Genomic DNA, 20024 nt, shown 5'->3' with positions numbered 1-20024 from the left:
AGTGTTTTTTGTCAAAACATGACTACACTAAAAGAATTTGCGTTACGAGATGCAAAAGCTACCTCTAAAGCATCAATGGATAGAAATTTAAATACAATACTCAAATATACTCATCCAGAAGTTTACAAAGCTTATGGAGAAAAACAACTAATGGATACCATGGACGAAATTTATAGAACCATGGATGCTCAAAAAATAAAAATCCTTAGTTCTGAAGTAGATGAAGTAACAGAGATAAAAAAAGAAAACAAAGAATATCATTGTTTAGTTAAAAACACCGTAAAAATGGACTTTAATGGTAGGCTAATTACCTTAAAAAGTTCATTATTTGGTTTTTATAACAGAAAAAAATCTCAATGGTATTTTGTAGAGTCTAATAAACTTCTTGACGATCCTCAAACTAAAGAGCTCTTTCCTAATTTTAAGACAGATATCGAAATTCCTTTAGATGAGCATATTGCAGATAATTAAAAATCAAAAAAACTCATAGACACAGAAGTATTTTCTGTATCTATAAGTTCTCTCTTTATATGTCATAGTTAGAAGCAACTTCTTTGGCCTCTAATTGTAATAATTCATTCTTATCATCAAGAGCTTTAGTAATAAAATCTTTTGCTAATTGATCAGGTTGATTTCCTTTATTTTTAAGAATTATACCTAAAGCAATCATAGTAGCAATGCGGGTTCCTGCTTTTTTTACAGCTGTATCATAAAGTGGTACAAGCTCCTCTATTTCTACAGTTTTGGCCGCTTCTATAATTTTAGTTTTAAGCACTTCTCTTTTAGCATCAGGTACATTTGTATACTTCTTCCCCGCTCTTTTTATTTCTTCGATTGCAGGTATTGCATTTTGCTGATTCTGAGGTTTGTTTTGATTGTTTTGATGTGTCAAAACTGGTTTTACTTTTGCCCATGTATCTCGTAAACCAACAGTTTTATTAAATACTAAAGCATCAGGTTTACTATCAATATCCACATTAAAATACCCTAATCTTTGAAACTGAAACTGCTCTAATAGTTTAACATCTTTTAGACCAGGTTCTACATAACCTGTTATTATTTTTAAAGAATCTGGGTTTAAAAACTCAATAAAATCTTTATCCTTATGACCATCTGGAGCCTCATCATTAAACAATCGATCATAAATCCTAATCTCTGAAGGAATTGCATGTGCTATTGATACCCAATGTAATGTACCTTTTACATTACGTTTTGATTCTTCTGTGCCGCTCCCTGACTTACTTTTTGGATCATATGTACATTGGATTTCTGTAATATTTCCTTCGGCATCTTTTATCACACGTTCTCCTTTGATGATATACGCATTTTTAAGCCGCACTTCTTTCCCTAAAGTCAATCTAAAGAACTTTCTACCTGCCTCTTCTTTAAAATCCTCTCTTTCTATATACAATTCGCCAGAAAAAGGTACTTTTCTAGAACCTGCAGCTTCATCTTCTGGGTTATTTTCTGCTTCTAACCATTCTTCTTCTCCTTTTGGATAATTTGTTATAACAAGTTTAACAGGGTCTAAAACAGCCATTACTCTTGATGCAGTTTTATTAAGGTCCTCTCGTACACAAAACTCTAATAATGATACATCAATTACATTTTCACGTTTTGCAACACCTACAGTTTCAACAAACTTTCGTATTGATGTTGGAGTATAACCACGCCTTCTTAATGCCGAAATTGTAGGCATCCTTGGATCATCCCATCCAGATACTACTCCTTCTTCTACTAACTTGAGTAACTTACGCTTACTCATAATTGTATAGCTTAGATTAAGCCTTGCAAATTCCCTTTGTTTTGGTCGTATATTAGTACTGTATATCTGATCAAGAAACCAGTCATATAATTTTCTATGAGGTTTAAATTCTAAAGAACATAAAGAATGTGAGATACTTTCTATATAATCACTTTCGCCATGTGTCCAATCATACATTGGGTAAATACACCAATCATCCCCAGTTCTATGATGAGATTTTTTTAATATTCTATACATCAAAGGATCTCTCATTAACATATTTGGGTCTGCCATATCGATCTTAGCTCTCACTACATGCTCGCCTTCATCAAACTTACCTTCTTTCATATTCTGAAACAGTTGTAAATTCTCTTCAACAGAACGATCTCTGTATGGACTATTACTTCCTGGTTCTACGGTAGTTCCTTTTTGAGAAGCAATAGTTTCTGCAGATTGAGAATCTACATAGGCCTTCCCACTCTTAATGAGTTGAACAGTCCAATCGTATAATTGCTGAAAATAGTCAGACGAATAACATTCTTTATCCCATTGATATCCCAACCACGTTATATCTTCTTTAATTGCGTCTACATATTCCTGTTCCTCTTTGGCAGGATTAGTATCATCAAAACGTAGGTTTACCGGTGCATTATACCTAAGACCAAGACCAAAACTAATACCTATTGCTTTGGTATGTCCTATATGCAAGTATCCATTGGGTTCTGGAGGGAAACGAAAACGTAAATTTTCTGTACTCATACCGGTTGTAAGGTCCTCCTCTACAATATGCTCTATAAAATTAAGCGGTTTTTTTTCTTCTGACATCTGTAATCTAATAAAACACAAAACTACAAATTCTAATGCTGCCTTGCTATTGTATAAAAATCTTTAATACAATTATTTTATTATTATCAAAATTCATTAGAAAAGGGGTGTTCTCCCTGCTTAAATCATAAAGATTCTTTTTACATTTGCCTAAAAACCCCGTGGGATTAATAAAGTTGAAAAACATCAAGGTTTACGCCTATCATGGATGCCTTGTCGAGGAGAAAAAAATAGGATCTGATTACAGAGTGGATCTTAAGATTAAGGCTGATCTATCAAAGTCTGCAATATCCGATCGTTTAGCAGAAACTGTAGATTATGTTCATCTTAATCATATTGTAAAAGAAGAAATGGCTATTCGTTCTAAATTGTTAGAACATGCTGCAGAGCGAATTTTAGTTCGTATATTAGATGAATTACCATTGGTTGATAAAGTTATTGTAGATGTTTCAAAAATTAATCCACCTATTGGTGGAAATGTAGAAATGGTTACTATCACAAGGAGTAAAAACCGATAATTATAGTGTTAAAATTGTACGAAAAGCGTTTTATTGTAAAATCATTTAAGAAGTAATCATAAATTTTTTTACATTTGCCTTCCAATCAAAAATTGGGTGTCGTGGCCGAGTGGCTAGGCAGTGGTCTGCAACACCATCTACAGCGGTTCGAATCCGCTCGACACCTCAAAAATCCTGTACATAAGTACAGGATTTTTTATTTAAACCTGGATTCTGGTGTTATTTTTTCGATCTCGTCTTGGATTCGTTTCTCCATTGTATCCGGCAAAACACCTTTTAAAATAAGAAATACACCAAACACAATCATAACAATACTAATGACCCTTTTGATGATATAAGTTCTTTTTGGTGTTAATTTTCTCTTCAGTCTTTTTGCCAGCAGCATTTTAAAGAAATCAATAAAAAGATATGTACCTATAACCATAGTAAAAAACCGTAGAATTCTATTCGTATTCATATCTAATTGTGGTCCTATAACAATGATAACACTTAACCAAAATCCTAATACTCCAATATTTATAAAATTGAGTAAAAACCCTTTTATAAATAACATAAGATAATTGTGTTTATTGATAATTTCTACCGAAGTATCTCTAAGTTTATTATAGTTTTTTCTTTCCTGAATAAAAGAAATTATGCCATAAGTAGATAATAACATCCCACCAAATATAAATAAGGCAGGATCATCTTTTATTTTTTCTAAAATCTGATTGGTACTAAAATATGCGATAAGAATAAATACTATATCCGCAAAAATAACTCCTAAATCTACAGCCAAAGCTGCTCTAAACCCTTTAATAGCCGCTGTTTCCAGAAGTACAAAAAAAACGGGTCCAATCAAAAAGGCTAATAAAAAACCTAATGGTATAGCTGCTTGAGCATCTTGAAGCATAGGGTCTAAGCGTATTTATTACAAAGTTAAAAAACTACTTAGTTAACTTCAACAATTTTTCCACCTAAAAATTTTTTAGTATCCTTTTGTTTAGGATCTCCATAAATTCTTATGGTTCCTCCGGCATTAGTATTTGCTTTAATATAATCTTTAGCATTTACTTCTGCCACTCCTCCTGCACTAATTTTTACTTGTGTTCTTTCTGTTTCGAGTTCACTACCAAAATACTTCCCTCCAGAATTAATAACAATTTCCTGTTCTTTAGATATACCTTCTAAGTGCACTTCTCCACCTGTAACTGCCTTAATAAACAATGTTTCTGTTTCAGCTTGTGCTTGTATAACTGCTCCTTCTTGAGCTCTTAAATCAAGTTTATTTCTATTAAGAACATCTTTTACTTCTACCGTTGATCCCTCATTAGCATCAATTTTTCTAAGTTCTTCATAATGAACTAAAACTTCGGTATTGCTTTTATCCCATAGATTATCCAAAGACATTCTAATTTTTAAAATAAGACCTTCTTGAATAATTTCTACATCGTATCTTTTATAACCAGTGACTATAACTTTATGTTTATCACTTTTAACAAGAGTTACCTTTATTTTATCAAAAACTTTTACTTCTGTAAAATAATCTAGATTTTTAGTTTTAACGTCTTCTTGTGCTTGTCCTAATGCGACTAATAAAAACACAAAAAGAAATATTAATTTTTTCATCGCCCTACTTTTAAAATTTCTATTTCAATTTTGATCTTACATAAAACAAACGACACTATTTTTTTTGATTACTCTATTTCTTCCTTATTTCCTAACAAGGTGAAATCTAAGTGTCTTTTTATAAGATCAGCATTTTTTACTTTTACATATACCTCATCTCCTAATTGGTATACTTTTTTGGTTTGTTCTCCTATAATGGCATATTCATCTTGATCAAAAACATAGTGATCATCATTCATGTCTCTAAGACGAATCATACCTTCACATTTATTATTAATGATTTCTACATAAATTCCCCATTCTGTAACTCCAGAGATAACTCCCAAAAACTGCTCATCCTCATGATCTTTCATAAACTTTATCTGCATAAACTTTATAGAGTCACGCTCTGCACTGGCAGCCAGATTTTCCATACTGCTACTATGATTACATTTTTCTTCATATTCATCTTCTGCAACAGATTTCCCTTTATCCAAATAATGTTGTAACAAACGGTGTGCCATAACATCTGGATATCTTCGTATTGGAGAAGTAAAATGCGAATAATAATCAAACGCTAATCCATAATGACCAATATTATGAGTAGTATATTCTGCTTTACTCATACTTCGTATAGCTAAAGTATCAACTAAATTTTGTTCTTTTTTACCTTGAACATCCTTTAATAATCCGTTTAACGATTTTGTGGTAGTTTTTCGATCTCTAAGATCTAATTTATATCCAAATCTTCCAATAATGTTTTGTAGTGCTGCTAATTTTTCATCATTTGGTTCATCATGTACACGATAAATAAATGTTTTTTTAGGATTTTGCTTTCCTATGAACTCTGCGACCTTTTTATTAGCTAATAACATAAACTCTTCAATAAGTTTATTAGCGTCTTTAGAAGTCTTAAAAAACACTCCTACTGGTTCGCTATTTTCGTTTAGACTAAATTTTACTTCTACTTTATCAAAAGAAATAGCTCCCTCACCCATTCGTTTACCTCGCATAATTTTAGCAAGTTCATCTAATTTAAGTACTGCATCAGCTATTTTTTGATCAGCTTTATATTCTTTTCTGGTAAGTGAGATCTCTGCAGGAATTACATTTTCGCGAGTTTCTATAATATGCTGCGCTTCTTCGTATGCAAATCTTGTATCAGAATAGGTTACTGTTCTCCCAAACCATTGGTTTTTTATTTCTGCTTTATCATTTAATTCAAACACTGCAGAAAATGTATATTTCTCTTCATTTGGTCTTAAGGAACAGGCATTATTAGATAAAACCTCGGGTAACATAGGAACTACTCTATCTACCAGATATACAGATGTTGCTCTTTCATAAGCTTCATCATCAAGTATTGTTCCTGGTTTTAGATAGTGTGATACATCTGCAATATGAATTCCTATTTCATAATTACCATTTTCTAAAACCTGAAATGATAACGCATCATCAAAATCTTTAGCATCTTTAGGATCAATAGTAAACGTAAGAATTTTTCTCATATCCCTACGATTCTTGATCTCTGATTCTTGAATAGATGTATCTATAGTATTTGCATAATCTTCGACTTCTTCAGGAAACTCATAAGGTAAACCATACTGAGCCAAAATAGCATGTATCTCGGTATTATGTTCACCTGGTTTTCCTAGTACTTTAATTATTTTTCCAAAAGGTGAATCTGCTTTTTCTGGCCAATCTTCTAGTTTTACTAAAACTTTATCTCCATTTTCTGCGTCTGCTATTTTATTTTTAGGGATAAAAATATCAGTATACATTTTGCCATCCTGCATGTTTACAAAGGCATAATTTTTTTGAATATCTATTATACCAACAAACTCACTCCTTTTACGAGAAATAATCCTAGAAATCTCTCCTTCACTCTTTCCTCTTCGTTTTCTACGATAAATATAAACCTCTACCTCATCACCATTCAGTGCTTTATTAAGATTGTTATTTGGGATAAAAATATCATCTTCAAGATCTTTTACAATTACATATCCTGTACCTTTTGAAGTGATTTCTAAAATACCTGTATAAGTGTTAATGTTAGGTATAATCTTAAACTTTCCTCTTTCTACTTCTTCAATTTGTTTCTTAGCAGCAAGTTGGGATAATTTTTTTATAATTTGATTTCTACTACTTGCATCGTCTACTCCTAATTTTGATGCGATTTGTTTATAATTAAAACTTTTATTTGATTCGGCTTTTAATATTTTGAGTATTTCCTGTGTAATATTCTCTATTTTAGGTGACTTTTTTCTTCTTCTACTCTTTCTTTTCATTAATATCTGTTCTATATATTTATGATAAAAGTACAGCTTATCTTTTAACATCAGTAATTTTAACTTTAAACTTTTATTAATACTTAAATCATATTGCTGTTGAATAACTCTAAAATACATTATCTGTAAATCAAGATATTACATCAAAAAAAAGTAAGCAAATACAGTCATTTTTCTTAAAATTTACTTAATTTTAGTACACTAGGATTCGATTTTATCCGTTTAGTATTTAATTCGATATGCATAAAATCAAAAAAATACATAAGATAATATTACTCTTCATACTCATATTTCTATTGGGCATATATTCGTTTACCTTATACATTAACAATACAATAGATCAGAAAAAAGAAACTTTGGAAGGATCAGAAATAAATAGTTCTGTAAAAACTGATCGTGAAGCCAGTCAAATCAATTAATTTTTTACTGTATAAACTTATTTATCAATCTAAGAAAAATTGATATTCGTTTTGATTACCGTTAATTTGATTGTTGCGCTTATTTTGTATCTTGTAAAAGGAAGATTATCAAGGAATAATTTTAAAAAATGAAAGATTTTATTACTATTAAAACATACACATATCCTTTTGAATATGCCATACTAAAACTACTTCTCGATCGAGAAGGTATTTCTTATTTCTTTGAAAACGAAACAATGGTAGGTGTTTTTCCTTTTTACTCAAACGCACTAGGAGGTATTAATTTAAAAGTTCATCAAAAAGATAAAAATAAAGTACTTCAGATTATAAACGATCTTAACACAGATTCTCACCTTAGAATAGTATAAACGACTATTCTTATTTCTTTATAGTTTTCAACATATATTAAGTATATCTTTTTCTTTTTTTTAAATTTAAAATTAATAATGATGATTATAATATAGTGTGGATAGCGGTATAACTTTTTTGAGTTTTATTTGTTTTTTAAGTTAAACTGAATTTTGAGAAAAATATGAACAGGATATCATTATTCTAATTGCTTGAAAATGTTATAAAAATGAAATTTAATTAACAACTGTTAATAGTTAATCAACAGCTTAAATTTTTAATATTTTTACGGTAAAACCGTAGTTTATAACATTGACTTAATACTTGAAAACTTAGCCAAAAAAAGAGGGTTTAAAATTTTGATTTCTTACTACTATACTTGTATTCTAATAAAAATCAAAACTACCAAAAATACTTTATGAATTTTAAGAACTGTTTATCCACACTCACTGTTAACAGAAGGTTATGAGTTATTAACATTAGAGTAATATTGGGTTAAATTATTGGTTTTTTGGAGTTTACTTTTTTTAGATTGAATTATCTTTGCTTAACTAATGAAATGAATAAAAAAATGAAAATAGCTATTGGAAATGATCACGCAGGGACTGAATATAAATTTGCAATTGCAGAATATTTGGAATCTGAAGGAATTGAGGTTACTAACTACGGCACTAATGAAAACAATAGTGTTGATTATCCAGATTTTGTACATCCTGTAGCAAAAGATGTGAACACTGAAAAAGTTAGTTTTGGAATTTTGGTGTGTGGAAGCGGAAACGGTGTTGCTATGACAGCTAATAAATACAATAATGTTAGAGCAGGACTTTGTTGGACAAAAGAAATTACAGAATTAACCAGACTTCATAATGATGCTAATATCATATGTATTCCCGCAAGATTTACATCACTACCTCAGGCTATCGAAATGGTAAAAACATTTTTAGCAACAAAATTTGAAGGAGGCAGACACTTAAACAGAGTACATAAAATACCAATGTGTATTTAGCCTATGGTAAAAATTCACGCCCATAACCATTCATATTCTCATGATAAACTTACTGGGCGTAATTTATTATTTTCTATTCTTTTAAATATTGGAATTACAGCTGCCCAGGTAGTTGGTGGTTTAATGTCTGGTAGTCTTTCTTTATTATCAGATGCATTACATAATTTTAGTGATGTACTTTCTTTGATAGTTAGTTTTTTTGCTAATCGATTGGCAAAAAGAGAAGCTTCTATTAAAAGAACTTTTGGTTTTAAAAGAGCAGAGATTATGGCAGCATTTATAAATGCTATTTCATTAGTTGTAATAGCATTAATTCTTGTGTTGGAAGCCATAGAAAGATTACTGAATCCTCAAGAAATAAGTGCACATGTTGTAATTATACTTTCTATAATAGCAATTTTTGGGAATGGACTAAGCGTTTTGCTTTTAAGAAAAGATAGTAAAGTAAATATGAACATGAGATCGGCATATTTACATCTTATAACAGACTTAATGGCATCTTTTGCAGTTTTGATAGGAGGGTTATTAATGAAGTTTTATAAACTATTTTGGGTAGATAGTGTTTTAACTTTTGTAATTGCGATCTATCTGATTATTGTAGGTTATGATCTCTTAAAAAAATCATTTAAAGTATTAATGTTGTATACTCCTGATTCTATTGAGTTAAAAGAAATAGTAAATACAATTAATGCTTTACCAAAAGTTAAAAGTATACATCATATACATGTATGGCAACTTAATGAAGAAGAAACACATTTAGAAGCACATATAGATTTTGATAGTGATATTTTGGTTTCAGAATTTGGAAAAATACTTAACACTATTGAAGATATACTTTATAAAGAATTCAGAATAAATCATGTTACCCTACAACCAGAATATGGAAATCAGGATAATAAAGATATTATTGTACAGGATTAAAAAATATGGATATAAAATTTAAAGTTAAACGTTTTGATGAACTCTCTGCACTAGAACTATATAAAATTTTGCGCTTGCGCGCAGAAGTATTTATAATAGAGCAGGAATGTATATATCAGGATATTGATGATAAGGATCAAAAAGCACTTCATGTAATAGGATATAAGGGTGAAAAGGTTGTCGCATACACGCGATTATTCGATGCAGGTGATTATTTTAAGGAAACTAGTTTTGGACGAGTAGTCATACCCAAAAAGGAAAGACAATATGGGTATGGTCACAAACTAATTAAAGAATCTGTAAACGCCATAGAAACACATTATAAAACTAAAGTAATTAAAATATCTGCTCAGACTTATTTAAAAAAATTCTATGAAACACATGGTTTTAAACAAATAGGAGAAGAATACCTCGAAGATGGTATTTCTCATATTGGTATGATTAGATAATAAAGACTCGTTAGGTTCATGAACCTAACGAGTCTTTATTCTTATTTTAAAAGTTCTTCGTATTTGTTTTTATTACTCAGTATTTCTTGACTTTTAGCTACTTCTGGATTGTGTGTTACATAATACGAATATAATCCTTCTCGATAGAAATAACGCTTAATAATCTCATCTGTTAGTAAATTAACAATTTCGGTTTTATAGGTATCTAAAGCTGCTTGTTTAGAAGTATTTATCGAAGCAATAAGAGTGTTATAGGTAGCGATTATATCTTTATCAAACTTTTCTTTTTTCGCTACTTCTAATGATTTTTTAAATGATTTTTCGGTTTCGGTTTCAAAATTAAACTCACTTTGTTTCACAAAACTTTTAAAATCTTCATAATCTTTATCTGTAAATTTAAAATCAGAGGATTTTTTTAATTGATGAGAATAATAATATTTTGTTCCATATTCAAAAATAGCATCAGATCGCAATAAAGCTGTAGTAATTTTACTGAATTTAGAGGTCTCTAATTCAATATCAGGTTGTATACCACCACCATCATATACCGTTCTTCCGTTTTTGGTTTTAAAGGCTTTAAAATCTTGTTCATTGATACGCACAGCATTATTGTTTTTATCACGATTCCAATAATCTAATGCCTGAATACATCTACCACTAGGAGTATAGTATCTAGAAATAGTAATTTTTAATTGAGTACCATAGGTTAGTTTTTTTGGTCGCTGTACTAGTCCCTTACCAAAACTTCTGGCACCAATAACCACTCCTCTATCAAGATCCTGAATACTACCTGCAACAATTTCACTTGCCGATGCACTTCTTCCATTTACTAATACTACCAAGGGAATCTGGATATCTACAGGTTCTCTTTTTGTAAAATATTCTTTATTATACTTTTTAACCACTGATTTTGTGGTGGTAATTAACTCTCCTTTTGGCACAAAAATATTGGTAACATTTATAGCTTCACTTAATAAACCGCCTGGGTTACCTCTTAAATCTAAAATCACCTTATTAGCACCTTTGGCTTTTAGGTCTTTTAAAGCATCAATAGTTTCACTAGAAGCTTTGTTATTAAATTTTGATAATACAATATATCCAGTATTATCATCTAGCAATGTATGAAAAGGAACTGCATCTACCTCTATTTCTTCTCTTGTTAATACAGTGGTTTTGGTGACTCCCTGTCTTCTATAAGTAATATCAACTTTAGTTCCACTGGCTCCTTTAAGAAGTTCTCCTGCATCATCTTTAAAATCGGCCACTTTTATATCTCCTATTTGTATAATTTCATCACCAGCTTTAAGACCAGCTTTATCTGCTGGATAGCCTTTATAAGGTTCTATGATAATGATTTTATCTTTTATTGTTTTTACAGAGGAACCAATACCTGTATATTCTCCTGCGTTACGTATTTTTGAAGCTTCAACATCCTGCTCATTCCAATATTTAGTATATGGATCCAGATCATCTAACATAGCTTTGATTGCCGTATCCATTAATTCTGCCGGATTCGTTTCATCTACATAGTTCATATTTAATTCTTTGAACATTGTAGTGAAAATTTCAATTTGCTTAGCGATTTCAAAAAAATCTGACTTAAAACTTACAGTAGATAGTAAGATAATCACAGCGACTACAGGGTAGATAATTTTCTTCTTCATTGATGTTTTCTTTTAAATATTGGAAACCAAGTAAACATATGATGTTGTTATTTTGATTTTATTTCTTGTTCGACAAATTTTTGTAATATTCCTTTTATTTTAGATTCTATTAACGAATATTCAGGTATTTCTTTACCTGAAAATAAAAACATAAAAGTGAATTGATGAGTAGTGTTGGGTACAATATACTTATTTTTTCTATAACTTTCACGCATTAAACGTTTTATACAATTACGATCTACTGCTTTTTTGAAATTGCGTTTACTAGCCGATACACCAGCCCTGATTTTAATATTCTCTTCAAAATTTGATTTTTTATACACTAACCTAACGGGGTATTTGGATATAGATTTTCCTTCAGAAAAAAGTAATTCTATTTCCTTTTTGCTTTTTAACCTTTCTTTTTTATTAAAAGTAGCCTTCATTGGCATTAAATGTAGTGATTAGATTTCTTATATGAGTAATAAAAAAACCGGTACTAAAACCGGTTTTTAATAAGACTTTAGTCTATATGATCCACTCCTATTAACAGCTATTATTCTGAAAAGCTATTATTATTAGGGTTTATATCAGCCATAGTATTTGTAATGTCAATTCCAATAGCTTTTATTTCAGATTTTGGTCTAGAAAGATTTAATGAATAGGTTGGGTTGGTCCAAGGCCAATCAGGCAGTATAGTCCTCTTCATTGATGGGATTGGGTTTTCCTTTTCATTACGCATTACTCTTAAAGGAATATAGAATGATTCTATAGTACTGTCTTTATATTCTACATAAACATCAATAGGCATTGGCATTAATCCAATACGCTCTATAGTGACCTTGGTGTTGTTGTTGTCTTCTACAACATCTTTAATCCCATAATCTATTGTATTTGTTGTCTGTGTCCAATCTGTTAAATACCAATCTAATTGTATTCCAGATACTTTTTCTGCTACCCTTTTAAAATCATTAGGAGTAGGGTGCTTAAATTTCCATTCATTAAAATATCTCTTAATTGTTTTTGCAAGATTATCTTTCCCAATAATATATCCTAATTGTGAAAGAAAAACAGCTCCTTTTGTATAGGCAGAGGCCCCATAAGCGGTATTATGCGAATAGCGATCTGCTTGAGTAGTCTGTGGTTGCTCTATACCAGAAGTAGCTAATTGGTAATATCCCTGATACATTCCTTTTAATGAATTAGGGTTATTTTGTTTCATTACATCATTCATAGCTAGAGTAGAAATATAGCTGGTAAATCCTTCATCCATCCATTCATGCTTAGACTCGTTGTTTGCCAGAATATGTTGAAACCATGAATGTGCCATTTCATGAGCTGTAACCCCAACAAGGCTACCAAAATTTCTTTCTCCTGTGATTAGAGTTGACATAGCATACTCCATACCACCATCACCGCCTTGTAATACAGAATATTGATCATATGGGTATTTCCCTATTTTTTCACTAAAATAATTTACTAATTCTACAGTTTTTGGCTGTAGGTCTTTCCAGTTTTCTATAATTTCTTTCTTGTTTTTATACAAAAAATGAAGCGTAGGACCATTAGGTACTTTTACAACATCATGTAAATATTCTGGATCTGCAACCCATGCAAAATCATGTACGTTTGGAGCTTTAAAATGCCACGAAAGCTTTTTGCTTTTTCTTGTCACTTTAGTGCCGGGTTCTTCATATCCATATCCAATTTCCTGCGGGTTTTGTAAGTATCCTGTACCACCTAAAATATAATTTTTATCAATATTTATGGTTACATCAAAATTACCCCATACTCCATGAAACTCTCTGGCGATATATGGATCAGCATGCCATCCTTCAAAATCATATTCTGCAAGTTTTGGATACCATTGCGTCATCGATAATGCGATACCTTCTTTGTTGTTTCGTCCAGAACGACGTATTTGTTTAGGTACCTGACCGTTAAACTTCATAGAAAAAGTAACCTTTTCTCCTGGTGCAATAGGTTTATCTAATGATACTTCTAAAACAGTCCCAGCAGTTTCATATGTTAATGATTTTCCATTTTGTGATAAAGAAGAAATTTTTAAATATCCGATTTCTTCTGGGGTAAGTTTACTTATTCTGTTTCCAACCCGGGGATCTGGATCCGGTAGGTTACGAGAACGTACATCCATTTCACTTCCTGGTTGAAATGCATTAAAATATAGATGATAAAAAACCTGATATAATGTATCTGGAGAATTGTTAGAATATATTAACTCCTGTGTCCCTTCATATTGAAAATTTTCAACATTCATATCCACATTCATGGTGTAATCTACGTGTTGTTGCCAATACGAAGTATTGTTTTGTGCGATTGCACAAAAGATGCCAACAAAAAAAACAAAAACAATCTTTTTAAACATAATAAAACTATTTAGACAATTTATCCGCCATAATAAGGGCGTTATATAGGTTAACCATTTTACCAGATTTTGATAACCCAGAAAAGCTTCCCACATTAGTTTGTTCTCCTCCGATAACCACCGAGGCTTTGGTACTTAAACCACTATCCATAAGTATTTGTTTTACTTGTGGAGCCTTTAAACCAGGGTAATATGATCTAATTAAAGCAGCAACTCCCGCCACAGCCGGAGCAGCCATAGAGGTTCCTTGTAAATATTCATATGAATTATTAGGTGTAGTTGCCCATATTTTAACTCCTGGAGCAAAAGCATCAACATTACTTTTTCCATAATTAGAAAAATCAGCAACAAGATTGGCACCATATGCATAATTTAAAGCACCAATGGTAATAAAATTATTAGCGATTTCGGAGCCGTTACTCATTTGATCATTTGGATATACTGATTTTTTATCAAGGTCTTTTCCTTCGTTTCCTGCTGCATTTACGATTAATACATCTTTTGATGCGGCATAAGTAATAGCTTCTCTTACCCATTCTGGATGGGTGCTGTAATACTTACCAAAACTAGTGTTAATTACTTTGGCTCCATTGTCTACAACATATCGTATTGCAAGTGCAATATCTTTGTCATATTCATCCCCATTAGGAACAGCTCTAACTGCCATTATTTTTACATTTTGTGCCACTCCATTCATTCCTTTCCCGTTATTTCTCTCTGCAGCAATAATACCAGCAACATGGGTTCCGTGTTTTATCCCTTCTTTTTTTGGATCCGGGCCCATAACATTATTATTCCCATAGTTGACATCTGTAATATCATCTACGTTGTCACCTACCGCTGTTCTACCATCGAATTCCGGGTTTAAATTATAATTTAATTGATCTGTGAAATGATCTACCCCTTCTTTAATATTTTTTATAAAATCTGGCACAGTATCATCAGGATCCATAAACCCAAACATTTGAGCCAGAAAAGCAACATGTTGTTGCATTTCTGGGGTTTTTGCATCAATTTTTAAAAGTTCTTGGCGAGAATAGTTTTCTTTTCCAATTGCTTCTACAACTGCCTTATGTGAAATTTTAGATTGCTGAAGAATTTGCTCGTATTGCCCTTTTTGTGCTGAATTTTCTTGATATTCTTTTTCAAATTCTGCTTTTGCTTCAATATACATTTGGTATTCTTTACGATCAGCCTGCGGTATTGAAGCTAAAGTTTTACCGGCATATTTTGGTTTAAGTTTTTTTATAATTCTTACATATTCCAAGTTTTCATCTTCAGAATCTCCAAGAAAATTCCATCCATGAATGTCATCTACATAGCCATTATTATCGTCGTCTTTACCATTGCCTTTGATCTCTTTTGGATTGGTCCAGATTACTCCATCAAGATCTTCATGTTCGATATCTACACCACTATCAATAACGCCAACAATAACGGTTTTACCTTTTTTATTTTTAATAAGAGTATTATATGCTTTGTTTACACTCATTCCTGGGATGGTATCAGAAACCAAATCAAGTGAATTCCAACCTTTTAATTGAGTATCGGTTAGATCCATATTTTTTAGAGGAGTTGTATCAATATTTCCTATGGGTGTAGATACAATAGTTGGAGCACCACCGCAGCTTACCAAAATCATAGATGAGGCAATAGCGGCAATAATTTTATTAGATGAGGGAATCATTTGATCTTTTATTTTAATTAAATATTTCATTACAAGTAAAAACTTCTTTAAGACGCACCCCTTTCTGGGTATGTTGTACTGTTATTATTTCATTATGGGCATCATGTTCCAGGAATAAATACCACCCATTGGTAGCAGCATTATCAAGAAACAGTTTTTTTTCATCCAAAGTCAACAAAGGTCTTGTATCATAACCCATTACATATGGTAATGGTATATGACCAGCTGTAGGCAGAAGATCTGCCATAAATACGATAGTCTTACCCTTGTGTTCTATATGAGGAATCATTTGTTTTTCTGTATGTCCATTAACAAATAGTACGCCAAAACCTAATTCAGAACTTTTTTGAAACGCTGTATCTGATCTGGAAATAAAATTTAATTGGCCACTTTCTTGTATCGGTACAATGTTTTCGCTTAAAAAAGAAGCTTTTTCCCGTTTATTAGGTGCAATAGCCCATTGCCAATGTTCTTCGTTGCTCCATATTCTGGCATTCTTAAAGGCCAACTCATATCCGGTACGGGCATCATTCCATTGCACCACACCACCACAATGATCAAAGTGAAGATGGGTAATAAAAACATCAGTAATATCATCTCTGTGAAACCCCTTTTCTTTTAAAGAAGCGTCAAGACTATCACTACCCCAAAGTGAGTAATGGCTGAAAAATTTTTCAGATTGCTTGTCTCCCATTCCAGAGTCAATGAGAATTAACCTATCACCATCTTCAATCAGTAAGCATCTTGATGCAATATCAATTAGGTTTTTTTCATCTGCAGGATTGGTTTTGTTCCATAAAATTTTAGGAACGACTCCAAACATAGCCCCTCCATCAAGTTTAAAATTTCCTGCTTTTATGGGATATAAATTCATTTGTTTTTCTTTAAATTATGTTTTCAATTATATGATATCACAAAGGACTGATTGGTATATCCAAAGTACCAATTAATCTCTTTACCAAAACACCTGCTACATATTTTCTTTGTGTTTCATTCATTAGCATCTTTTCAAGAATAATTAAAAATCTTTGCAAAATAGAAAAAATGGAAGGGATCAAGATTTAATTTTTGGACTTTTTAACAATATTTCATCATATTGTATATTTGAGATTACTTTTTCTAAGCGAGTTCCATAATCTAATAATGCTTTAATTTCCTTAATACTAGCTAAACGTTCTTTTCGCATTACAAGTAAAGAATTGCCATTACATTCGATATGATAGTATGGATTACTCTCTAAAAACAGCACTAAATCATCATTAAATAACACTCGAATTTTTTCTGGATTTTCCCCTAAAAGGAAGAATCGCTTAGAAAAATCAGGATGTCCAGAAATTAAAATATCCTTAAAACCCGAAAACTTATATATAAACTCTAATAAACCCTCTTTATCTAGGGTAAATTTGGGAATTTCTTTTTCTAACTGTATCGTTAATATTGTAGTTCTAACCAATGTACGTGCTATAAACTCACCTTCAGAAAATTCGGTATCAGAAATTCTAAAAATAGACTGAGGATCATAAATAGAGTTGTTTAGATAATTGATTTTTTTAGTTTTAAAAAACACAAAATCGTGTAAACCAGAAATATGATTATCCTTTTTAGGGTCATATCGCCAGGAAAAATCATTAGCAATATTCTGTAAATCTTTTTGTCTTTTGGTAAGATTTGATTTTGCTCCAATTTTGATTTTTTTAGAAAAAGGAATCAAACTTCTTATTGCTAGAGGGTGTTCTGAAGAAGTACCATGAATATCAAGTCCTGTGATCTCAAAAGACCCTCCTTTTCTCTTAAAAGTTTCTTGATACCCTAATAGACTCTCCTGTACAGTGTAGTCTACAAAGTCACAAAGAGAAAAATCGATAATGGCATCATGATTCTCAGGGATTGTATCTAATTTTCTTTTTAATCGAGAATAATTAAGAAAGCTCGAAAAATTCTTTACACTAACAAAATAGGTGTCGTTGAAGCCTTCTTTAAACATAAGTACATTAGGTTTAAAAAGATTTCTAACAAAAAACAACACGCTTTTATTAAGGATAAAATGTATAACAATCGTTGTCAGGATTCCGATGAGGATCCCTGTGATTAAGTTTGTTGTTATTGTTGCAATAATTGTGGCAAAGAAAATAATAAGTTGTTCTTTACCGATTTTTGCAACAATTTTTAAGTTTCTGGGAGCTGCCAGTTTATATCCTGTATATACCAAAATAGCTGCCAATGCTGTAAGCGGAATTCTTTTAAGTTGATCTTGAAACAAAACCACAAATAGTATTAAGAATACAGAGTGAAAGAAATTAGAAGTCCGATTGGTACCACCATTATTAACATTTACAGAACTACGGGCAATTACGGTAACTACATTAAGCCCTCCTAAAAAACCACTCACAATTGATGCAACACCTAATGCAGTAAGGTCTTTGTTTATATTTGATCTTCTTTTTAAAGGGTCTAGCTTATCTACAGCCTTAATACTTAATAGAGATTCGATACTTGAAATTAAAGTTATTGCAATAACTACTCCTATAAATTTAAAGTCAAGAATTAATGAAAAATTCGGAGTAGGGAAATTTGAAAAAATATCGTCTGGTATTTGTACTAACAAGGAAGTGTCTATTGGATAAGGAGCACTAGAAAAGAACTCATAATAATAACTTAAACCTACAGCGATAAGAACGATCCACATGGGTGCAGGTACCAATTGAAAATATTTATTTCTGATTTTACCATAAAAAAACATAATCAATAAGCTCAAAACTCCAACCAATGCAGCAATAGCAATGGCGCTATATTCGGGCTTAAATAATAACGAAATACTATGGGGAATATTTGTTAACAAAGAAATAGTATCTCCTTTGATGCCAGTATTGGCAAGCATAACATGAAACTGTTTTGCAAAAATACTTATTCCTATTGCAGCAAGCATTCCTTGAATTGCTGAAGAAGGGAAAAAATCGCTCAAAATACCTAATCGTAATTGTCCAATGATAATCATTAGTACTCCAGAGCATATAATGGCTGCTAATGTAAAAATATAACCTTGATAAAGATCGCCATTAGCAAGTGTTGTGATGGCTCCTAGTAAAACGACTACCAATCCATTACCCGGACCTGTAATTGTAACTTTAGATCCTCCAAAAACACTTACAATAATCCCTCCAACAACAGAGGCAATTACTCCCGAGATAGGAGGAGCTTCAGAAGCTAAAGCTAGCCCTAACCCCAATGGTAATGCGATTAATGAAACCACAAAGCCCGAAAAAATATTCTTGGGCAATTGAGATAAAAAACCAGATGTAGTGTTGCTCGCCTTTTTCATTTATCTCATAATTAAAACATCTGTGGGTAATTCTGATAAAATATGCTCAAGATCATGAAGAAAAATACGATCTAAAAACGTAGTTCTTTTTGGGGCATTCATAATAAGAAGATCTGCCGCTACTACTTTTGCATAATGACCAATAGAATATCCTCTTTTTCCAAAAATAGACTGTGTTTTTATTAAAATACCGGTCTTAAGATCTTCCGGAACATCATTTAAGATATGTTGTACCCTAAGATCTTCTTTTTTAGTTAATTGTTCTTTTATTAATGTGTCCTTAAGCAAAGATCGATCGTCTTCTACAACAACCTTAACCTCTTGACGAGAAATTTCTTCTACAATAGTGAGTTTTTGTGCACCAAGATTCTGGGCTACTTCAAATGAATCAAGAATTGTTTGTCTGGTTTTCTCATCTTTAAGACCATTTACCACAATATGATTACAGGGTCTTAAATCTTCTGATGGCTTTATTAACAACAAAACAGAACAATGTGCATTTCTGGTAATTTTTCGTGCAATTGACCCAATATAAAACTTAAGAAAGTCTTCTCTGGGGATAGCACCAAGCATAATTAGATCAGCATTATTTTCTCTGGCAGTCTCGATAATAATAGTAACGGGATCACCTTGTTTCCAAATAACACTCACTTTTTCATCATCATCGTCAGAAAATCCAGAAATGAGTTCTTTTATGTTATCTTCTTTCTTTTTAGTTTTCTCACCTACATGAACAATGATCATTTTAGAATCAAAAAAATCAACCATTCGCATGGCCTCAAAAATATTGTTTTTTAGGTTAGGAGAAAAGGCTACCCCAATAAGGATAGTATTAAATTTATGATTAGGTAATTCGTTCAAAGATTTATTTTGTAATAATTATA

General features: G+C 31.5%; 17 protein-coding genes and 1 tRNA gene. 7 read left to right on the top strand and 11 right to left on the bottom strand.

Annotated elements, in window-relative coordinates; genetic code table 11:
• Positions 1 to 18 precede the first annotated feature (18 nt).
• A complete protein-coding gene (locus AAFU52_RS08615; protein ID WP_024768605.1) occupies positions 19 to 471 on the top strand; it encodes a hypothetical protein in 453 nt (150 codons plus the stop codon).
• Positions 472 to 526: 55 nt separating this feature from the next.
• Here AAFU52_RS08615 and AAFU52_RS08610 read toward each other — a convergent pair whose 3' ends face one another.
• Entirely contained in the window at positions 527 to 2569 is a 2043-nt protein-coding gene (locus AAFU52_RS08610) for a glutamine--tRNA ligase/YqeY domain fusion protein (RefSeq protein ID WP_438426129.1), read from the bottom strand.
• 161 nt (positions 2570 to 2730) lie between these two features.
• Between AAFU52_RS08610 and folB the strand changes: the two genes are divergently transcribed.
• Together folB and AAFU52_RS08600 are read left to right on the top strand one after the other, a co-directional pair.
• Positions 2731 to 3087, top strand: a complete 357-nt coding sequence (gene folB, locus AAFU52_RS08605) for a dihydroneopterin aldolase (protein WP_438426128.1) — start codon at positions 2731 to 2733, stop codon at positions 3085 to 3087.
• 95 nt (positions 3088 to 3182) lie between these two features.
• Positions 3183 to 3253: transfer RNA gene (locus tag AAFU52_RS08600), tRNA-Cys, on the top strand.
• A gap of 30 nt (positions 3254 to 3283) precedes the next feature.
• Here AAFU52_RS08600 and AAFU52_RS08595 read toward each other — a convergent pair.
• The 3 genes from AAFU52_RS08595 to rnr all read right to left on the bottom strand — a co-directional run bounded on the left by AAFU52_RS08595 (position 3284) and on the right by rnr (position 6962).
• On the bottom strand, positions 3284 to 3979 hold the full coding sequence (locus tag AAFU52_RS08595; RefSeq protein WP_024768602.1) for a LysE family translocator: 696 nt from the start codon (positions 3977 to 3979) through the stop codon (positions 3284 to 3286).
• A gap of 38 nt (positions 3980 to 4017) precedes the next feature.
• Positions 4018 to 4695: a head GIN domain-containing protein gene (locus AAFU52_RS08590; protein WP_024768601.1), complete on the bottom strand. Its 678-nt coding sequence runs from the start codon at positions 4693 to 4695 to the stop codon at positions 4018 to 4020.
• Positions 4696 to 4763: 68 nt separating this feature from the next.
• Positions 4764 to 6962: a ribonuclease R gene (rnr, locus tag AAFU52_RS08585; protein ID WP_438426127.1), complete on the bottom strand. Its 2199-nt coding sequence runs from the start codon at positions 6960 to 6962 to the stop codon at positions 4764 to 4766.
• A 547-nt stretch (positions 6963 to 7509) separates the two neighbouring features.
• Between rnr and AAFU52_RS08580 the strand changes: the two genes are divergently transcribed.
• From AAFU52_RS08580 to AAFU52_RS08565, 4 genes are all read left to right on the top strand, one after another.
• Positions 7510 to 7749 carry a hypothetical protein gene (locus tag AAFU52_RS08580; RefSeq protein ID WP_024768599.1) on the top strand — a complete coding sequence of 80 codons (240 nt, stop codon included), beginning with the start codon at positions 7510 to 7512 and terminating at the stop codon, positions 7747 to 7749.
• A 551-nt stretch (positions 7750 to 8300) separates the two neighbouring features.
• On the top strand, positions 8301 to 8735 hold the full coding sequence (gene rpiB, locus AAFU52_RS08575; RefSeq protein WP_024768598.1) for a ribose 5-phosphate isomerase B: 435 nt from the start codon (positions 8301 to 8303) through the stop codon (positions 8733 to 8735).
• A gap of 3 nt (positions 8736 to 8738) precedes the next feature.
• On the top strand, positions 8739 to 9656 hold the full coding sequence (locus AAFU52_RS08570) for a cation diffusion facilitator family transporter (RefSeq protein ID WP_438426126.1): 918 nt from the start codon (positions 8739 to 8741) through the stop codon (positions 9654 to 9656).
• Positions 9657 to 9667: 11 nt separating this feature from the next.
• Positions 9668 to 10105, top strand: a complete 438-nt coding sequence (locus AAFU52_RS08565; protein ID WP_438426625.1) for a GNAT family N-acetyltransferase — start codon at positions 9668 to 9670, stop codon at positions 10103 to 10105.
• A gap of 41 nt (positions 10106 to 10146) precedes the next feature.
• Here the strand turns inward: AAFU52_RS08565 and AAFU52_RS08560 are convergent, their stop codons facing one another.
• From AAFU52_RS08560 to AAFU52_RS08530, 7 genes are all read right to left on the bottom strand, one after another.
• Complete coding sequence (locus AAFU52_RS08560; RefSeq protein ID WP_024768595.1) at positions 10147 to 11769, bottom strand: S41 family peptidase; 1623 nt, start codon at positions 11767 to 11769, stop codon at positions 10147 to 10149.
• A 47-nt stretch (positions 11770 to 11816) separates the two neighbouring features.
• A complete protein-coding gene (rnpA, locus tag AAFU52_RS08555) occupies positions 11817 to 12194 on the bottom strand; it encodes a ribonuclease P protein component (RefSeq protein WP_024768594.1) in 378 nt (125 codons plus the stop codon).
• A gap of 110 nt (positions 12195 to 12304) precedes the next feature.
• The gene (locus AAFU52_RS08550; RefSeq protein ID WP_438426125.1) at positions 12305 to 14134 is read right to left on the bottom strand and encodes a M1 family metallopeptidase; all 1830 of its coding nucleotides are present in this window, start codon (positions 14132 to 14134) and stop codon (positions 12305 to 12307) included.
• A 7-nt stretch (positions 14135 to 14141) separates the two neighbouring features.
• The gene (locus AAFU52_RS08545) at positions 14142 to 15851 is read right to left on the bottom strand and encodes a S8 family peptidase (RefSeq protein WP_438426124.1); all 1710 of its coding nucleotides are present in this window, start codon (positions 15849 to 15851) and stop codon (positions 14142 to 14144) included.
• Positions 15835 to 16695: an MBL fold metallo-hydrolase gene (locus AAFU52_RS08540; protein WP_438426123.1), complete on the bottom strand. Its 861-nt coding sequence runs from the start codon at positions 16693 to 16695 to the stop codon at positions 15835 to 15837. The genes AAFU52_RS08545 and AAFU52_RS08540 overlap by 17 nt, the downstream gene beginning before the upstream one ends.
• A gap of 180 nt (positions 16696 to 16875) precedes the next feature.
• Positions 16876 to 19140: a SulP family inorganic anion transporter gene (locus AAFU52_RS08535; protein WP_024768590.1), complete on the bottom strand. Its 2265-nt coding sequence runs from the start codon at positions 19138 to 19140 to the stop codon at positions 16876 to 16878.
• The gene (locus tag AAFU52_RS08530; protein WP_024768589.1) at positions 19141 to 20001 is read right to left on the bottom strand and encodes a universal stress protein; all 861 of its coding nucleotides are present in this window, start codon (positions 19999 to 20001) and stop codon (positions 19141 to 19143) included.
• Between the last annotated feature and the right edge of the window lie 23 nt (positions 20002 to 20024).

It is taken from the genome of Aquimarina macrocephali (assembly GCF_051627225.1).
Taxonomy (GTDB): Bacteria; Bacteroidota; Bacteroidia; order Flavobacteriales; family Flavobacteriaceae; genus Aquimarina; species Aquimarina macrocephali.
The sequence above is the reverse complement of the archived record's forward strand: the minus strand, read 5'-3'. Positions and strand labels throughout refer to the sequence as shown.

Excerpts from the sequence above, each read along its gene's own strand:
- AAFU52_RS08570 (WP_438426126.1), top strand. The coding sequence starts at position 8,739 with ATGGTAAAAATTCACGCCCATAACCATTCATATTCTCATGATAAACTT.
- AAFU52_RS08550 (WP_438426125.1), bottom strand. The coding sequence starts at position 14,134 with ATGTTTAAAAAGATTGTTTTTGTTTTTTTTGTTGGCATCTTTTGTGCA.
- AAFU52_RS08595 (WP_024768602.1), bottom strand. The coding sequence starts at position 3,979 with ATGCTTCAAGATGCTCAAGCAGCTATACCATTAGGTTTTTTATTAGCC.
- AAFU52_RS08545 (WP_438426124.1), bottom strand. The coding sequence starts at position 15,851 with ATGAAATATTTAATTAAAATAAAAGATCAAATGATTCCCTCATCTAAT.
- AAFU52_RS08540 (WP_438426123.1), bottom strand. The coding sequence starts at position 16,695 with ATGAATTTATATCCCATAAAAGCAGGAAATTTTAAACTTGATGGAGGG.
- AAFU52_RS08590 (WP_024768601.1), bottom strand. The coding sequence starts at position 4,695 with ATGAAAAAATTAATATTTCTTTTTGTGTTTTTATTAGTCGCATTAGGA.
- rpiB (WP_024768598.1), top strand. The coding sequence starts at position 8,301 with ATGAAAATAGCTATTGGAAATGATCACGCAGGGACTGAATATAAATTT.
- AAFU52_RS08560 (WP_024768595.1), bottom strand. The coding sequence starts at position 11,769 with ATGAAGAAGAAAATTATCTACCCTGTAGTCGCTGTGATTATCTTACTA.
- AAFU52_RS08535 (WP_024768590.1), bottom strand. The coding sequence starts at position 19,140 with ATGAAAAAGGCGAGCAACACTACATCTGGTTTTTTATCTCAATTGCCC.
- AAFU52_RS08615 (WP_024768605.1), top strand. The coding sequence starts at position 19 with ATGACTACACTAAAAGAATTTGCGTTACGAGATGCAAAAGCTACCTCT.
- rnr (WP_438426127.1), bottom strand. The coding sequence starts at position 6,962 with ATGAAAAGAAAGAGTAGAAGAAGAAAAAAGTCACCTAAAATAGAGAAT.
- AAFU52_RS08610 (WP_438426129.1), bottom strand. The coding sequence starts at position 2,569 with ATGTCAGAAGAAAAAAAACCGCTTAATTTTATAGAGCATATTGTAGAG.
- rnpA (WP_024768594.1), bottom strand. The coding sequence starts at position 12,194 with ATGAAGGCTACTTTTAATAAAAAAGAAAGGTTAAAAAGCAAAAAGGAA.
- AAFU52_RS08580 (WP_024768599.1), top strand. The coding sequence starts at position 7,510 with ATGAAAGATTTTATTACTATTAAAACATACACATATCCTTTTGAATAT.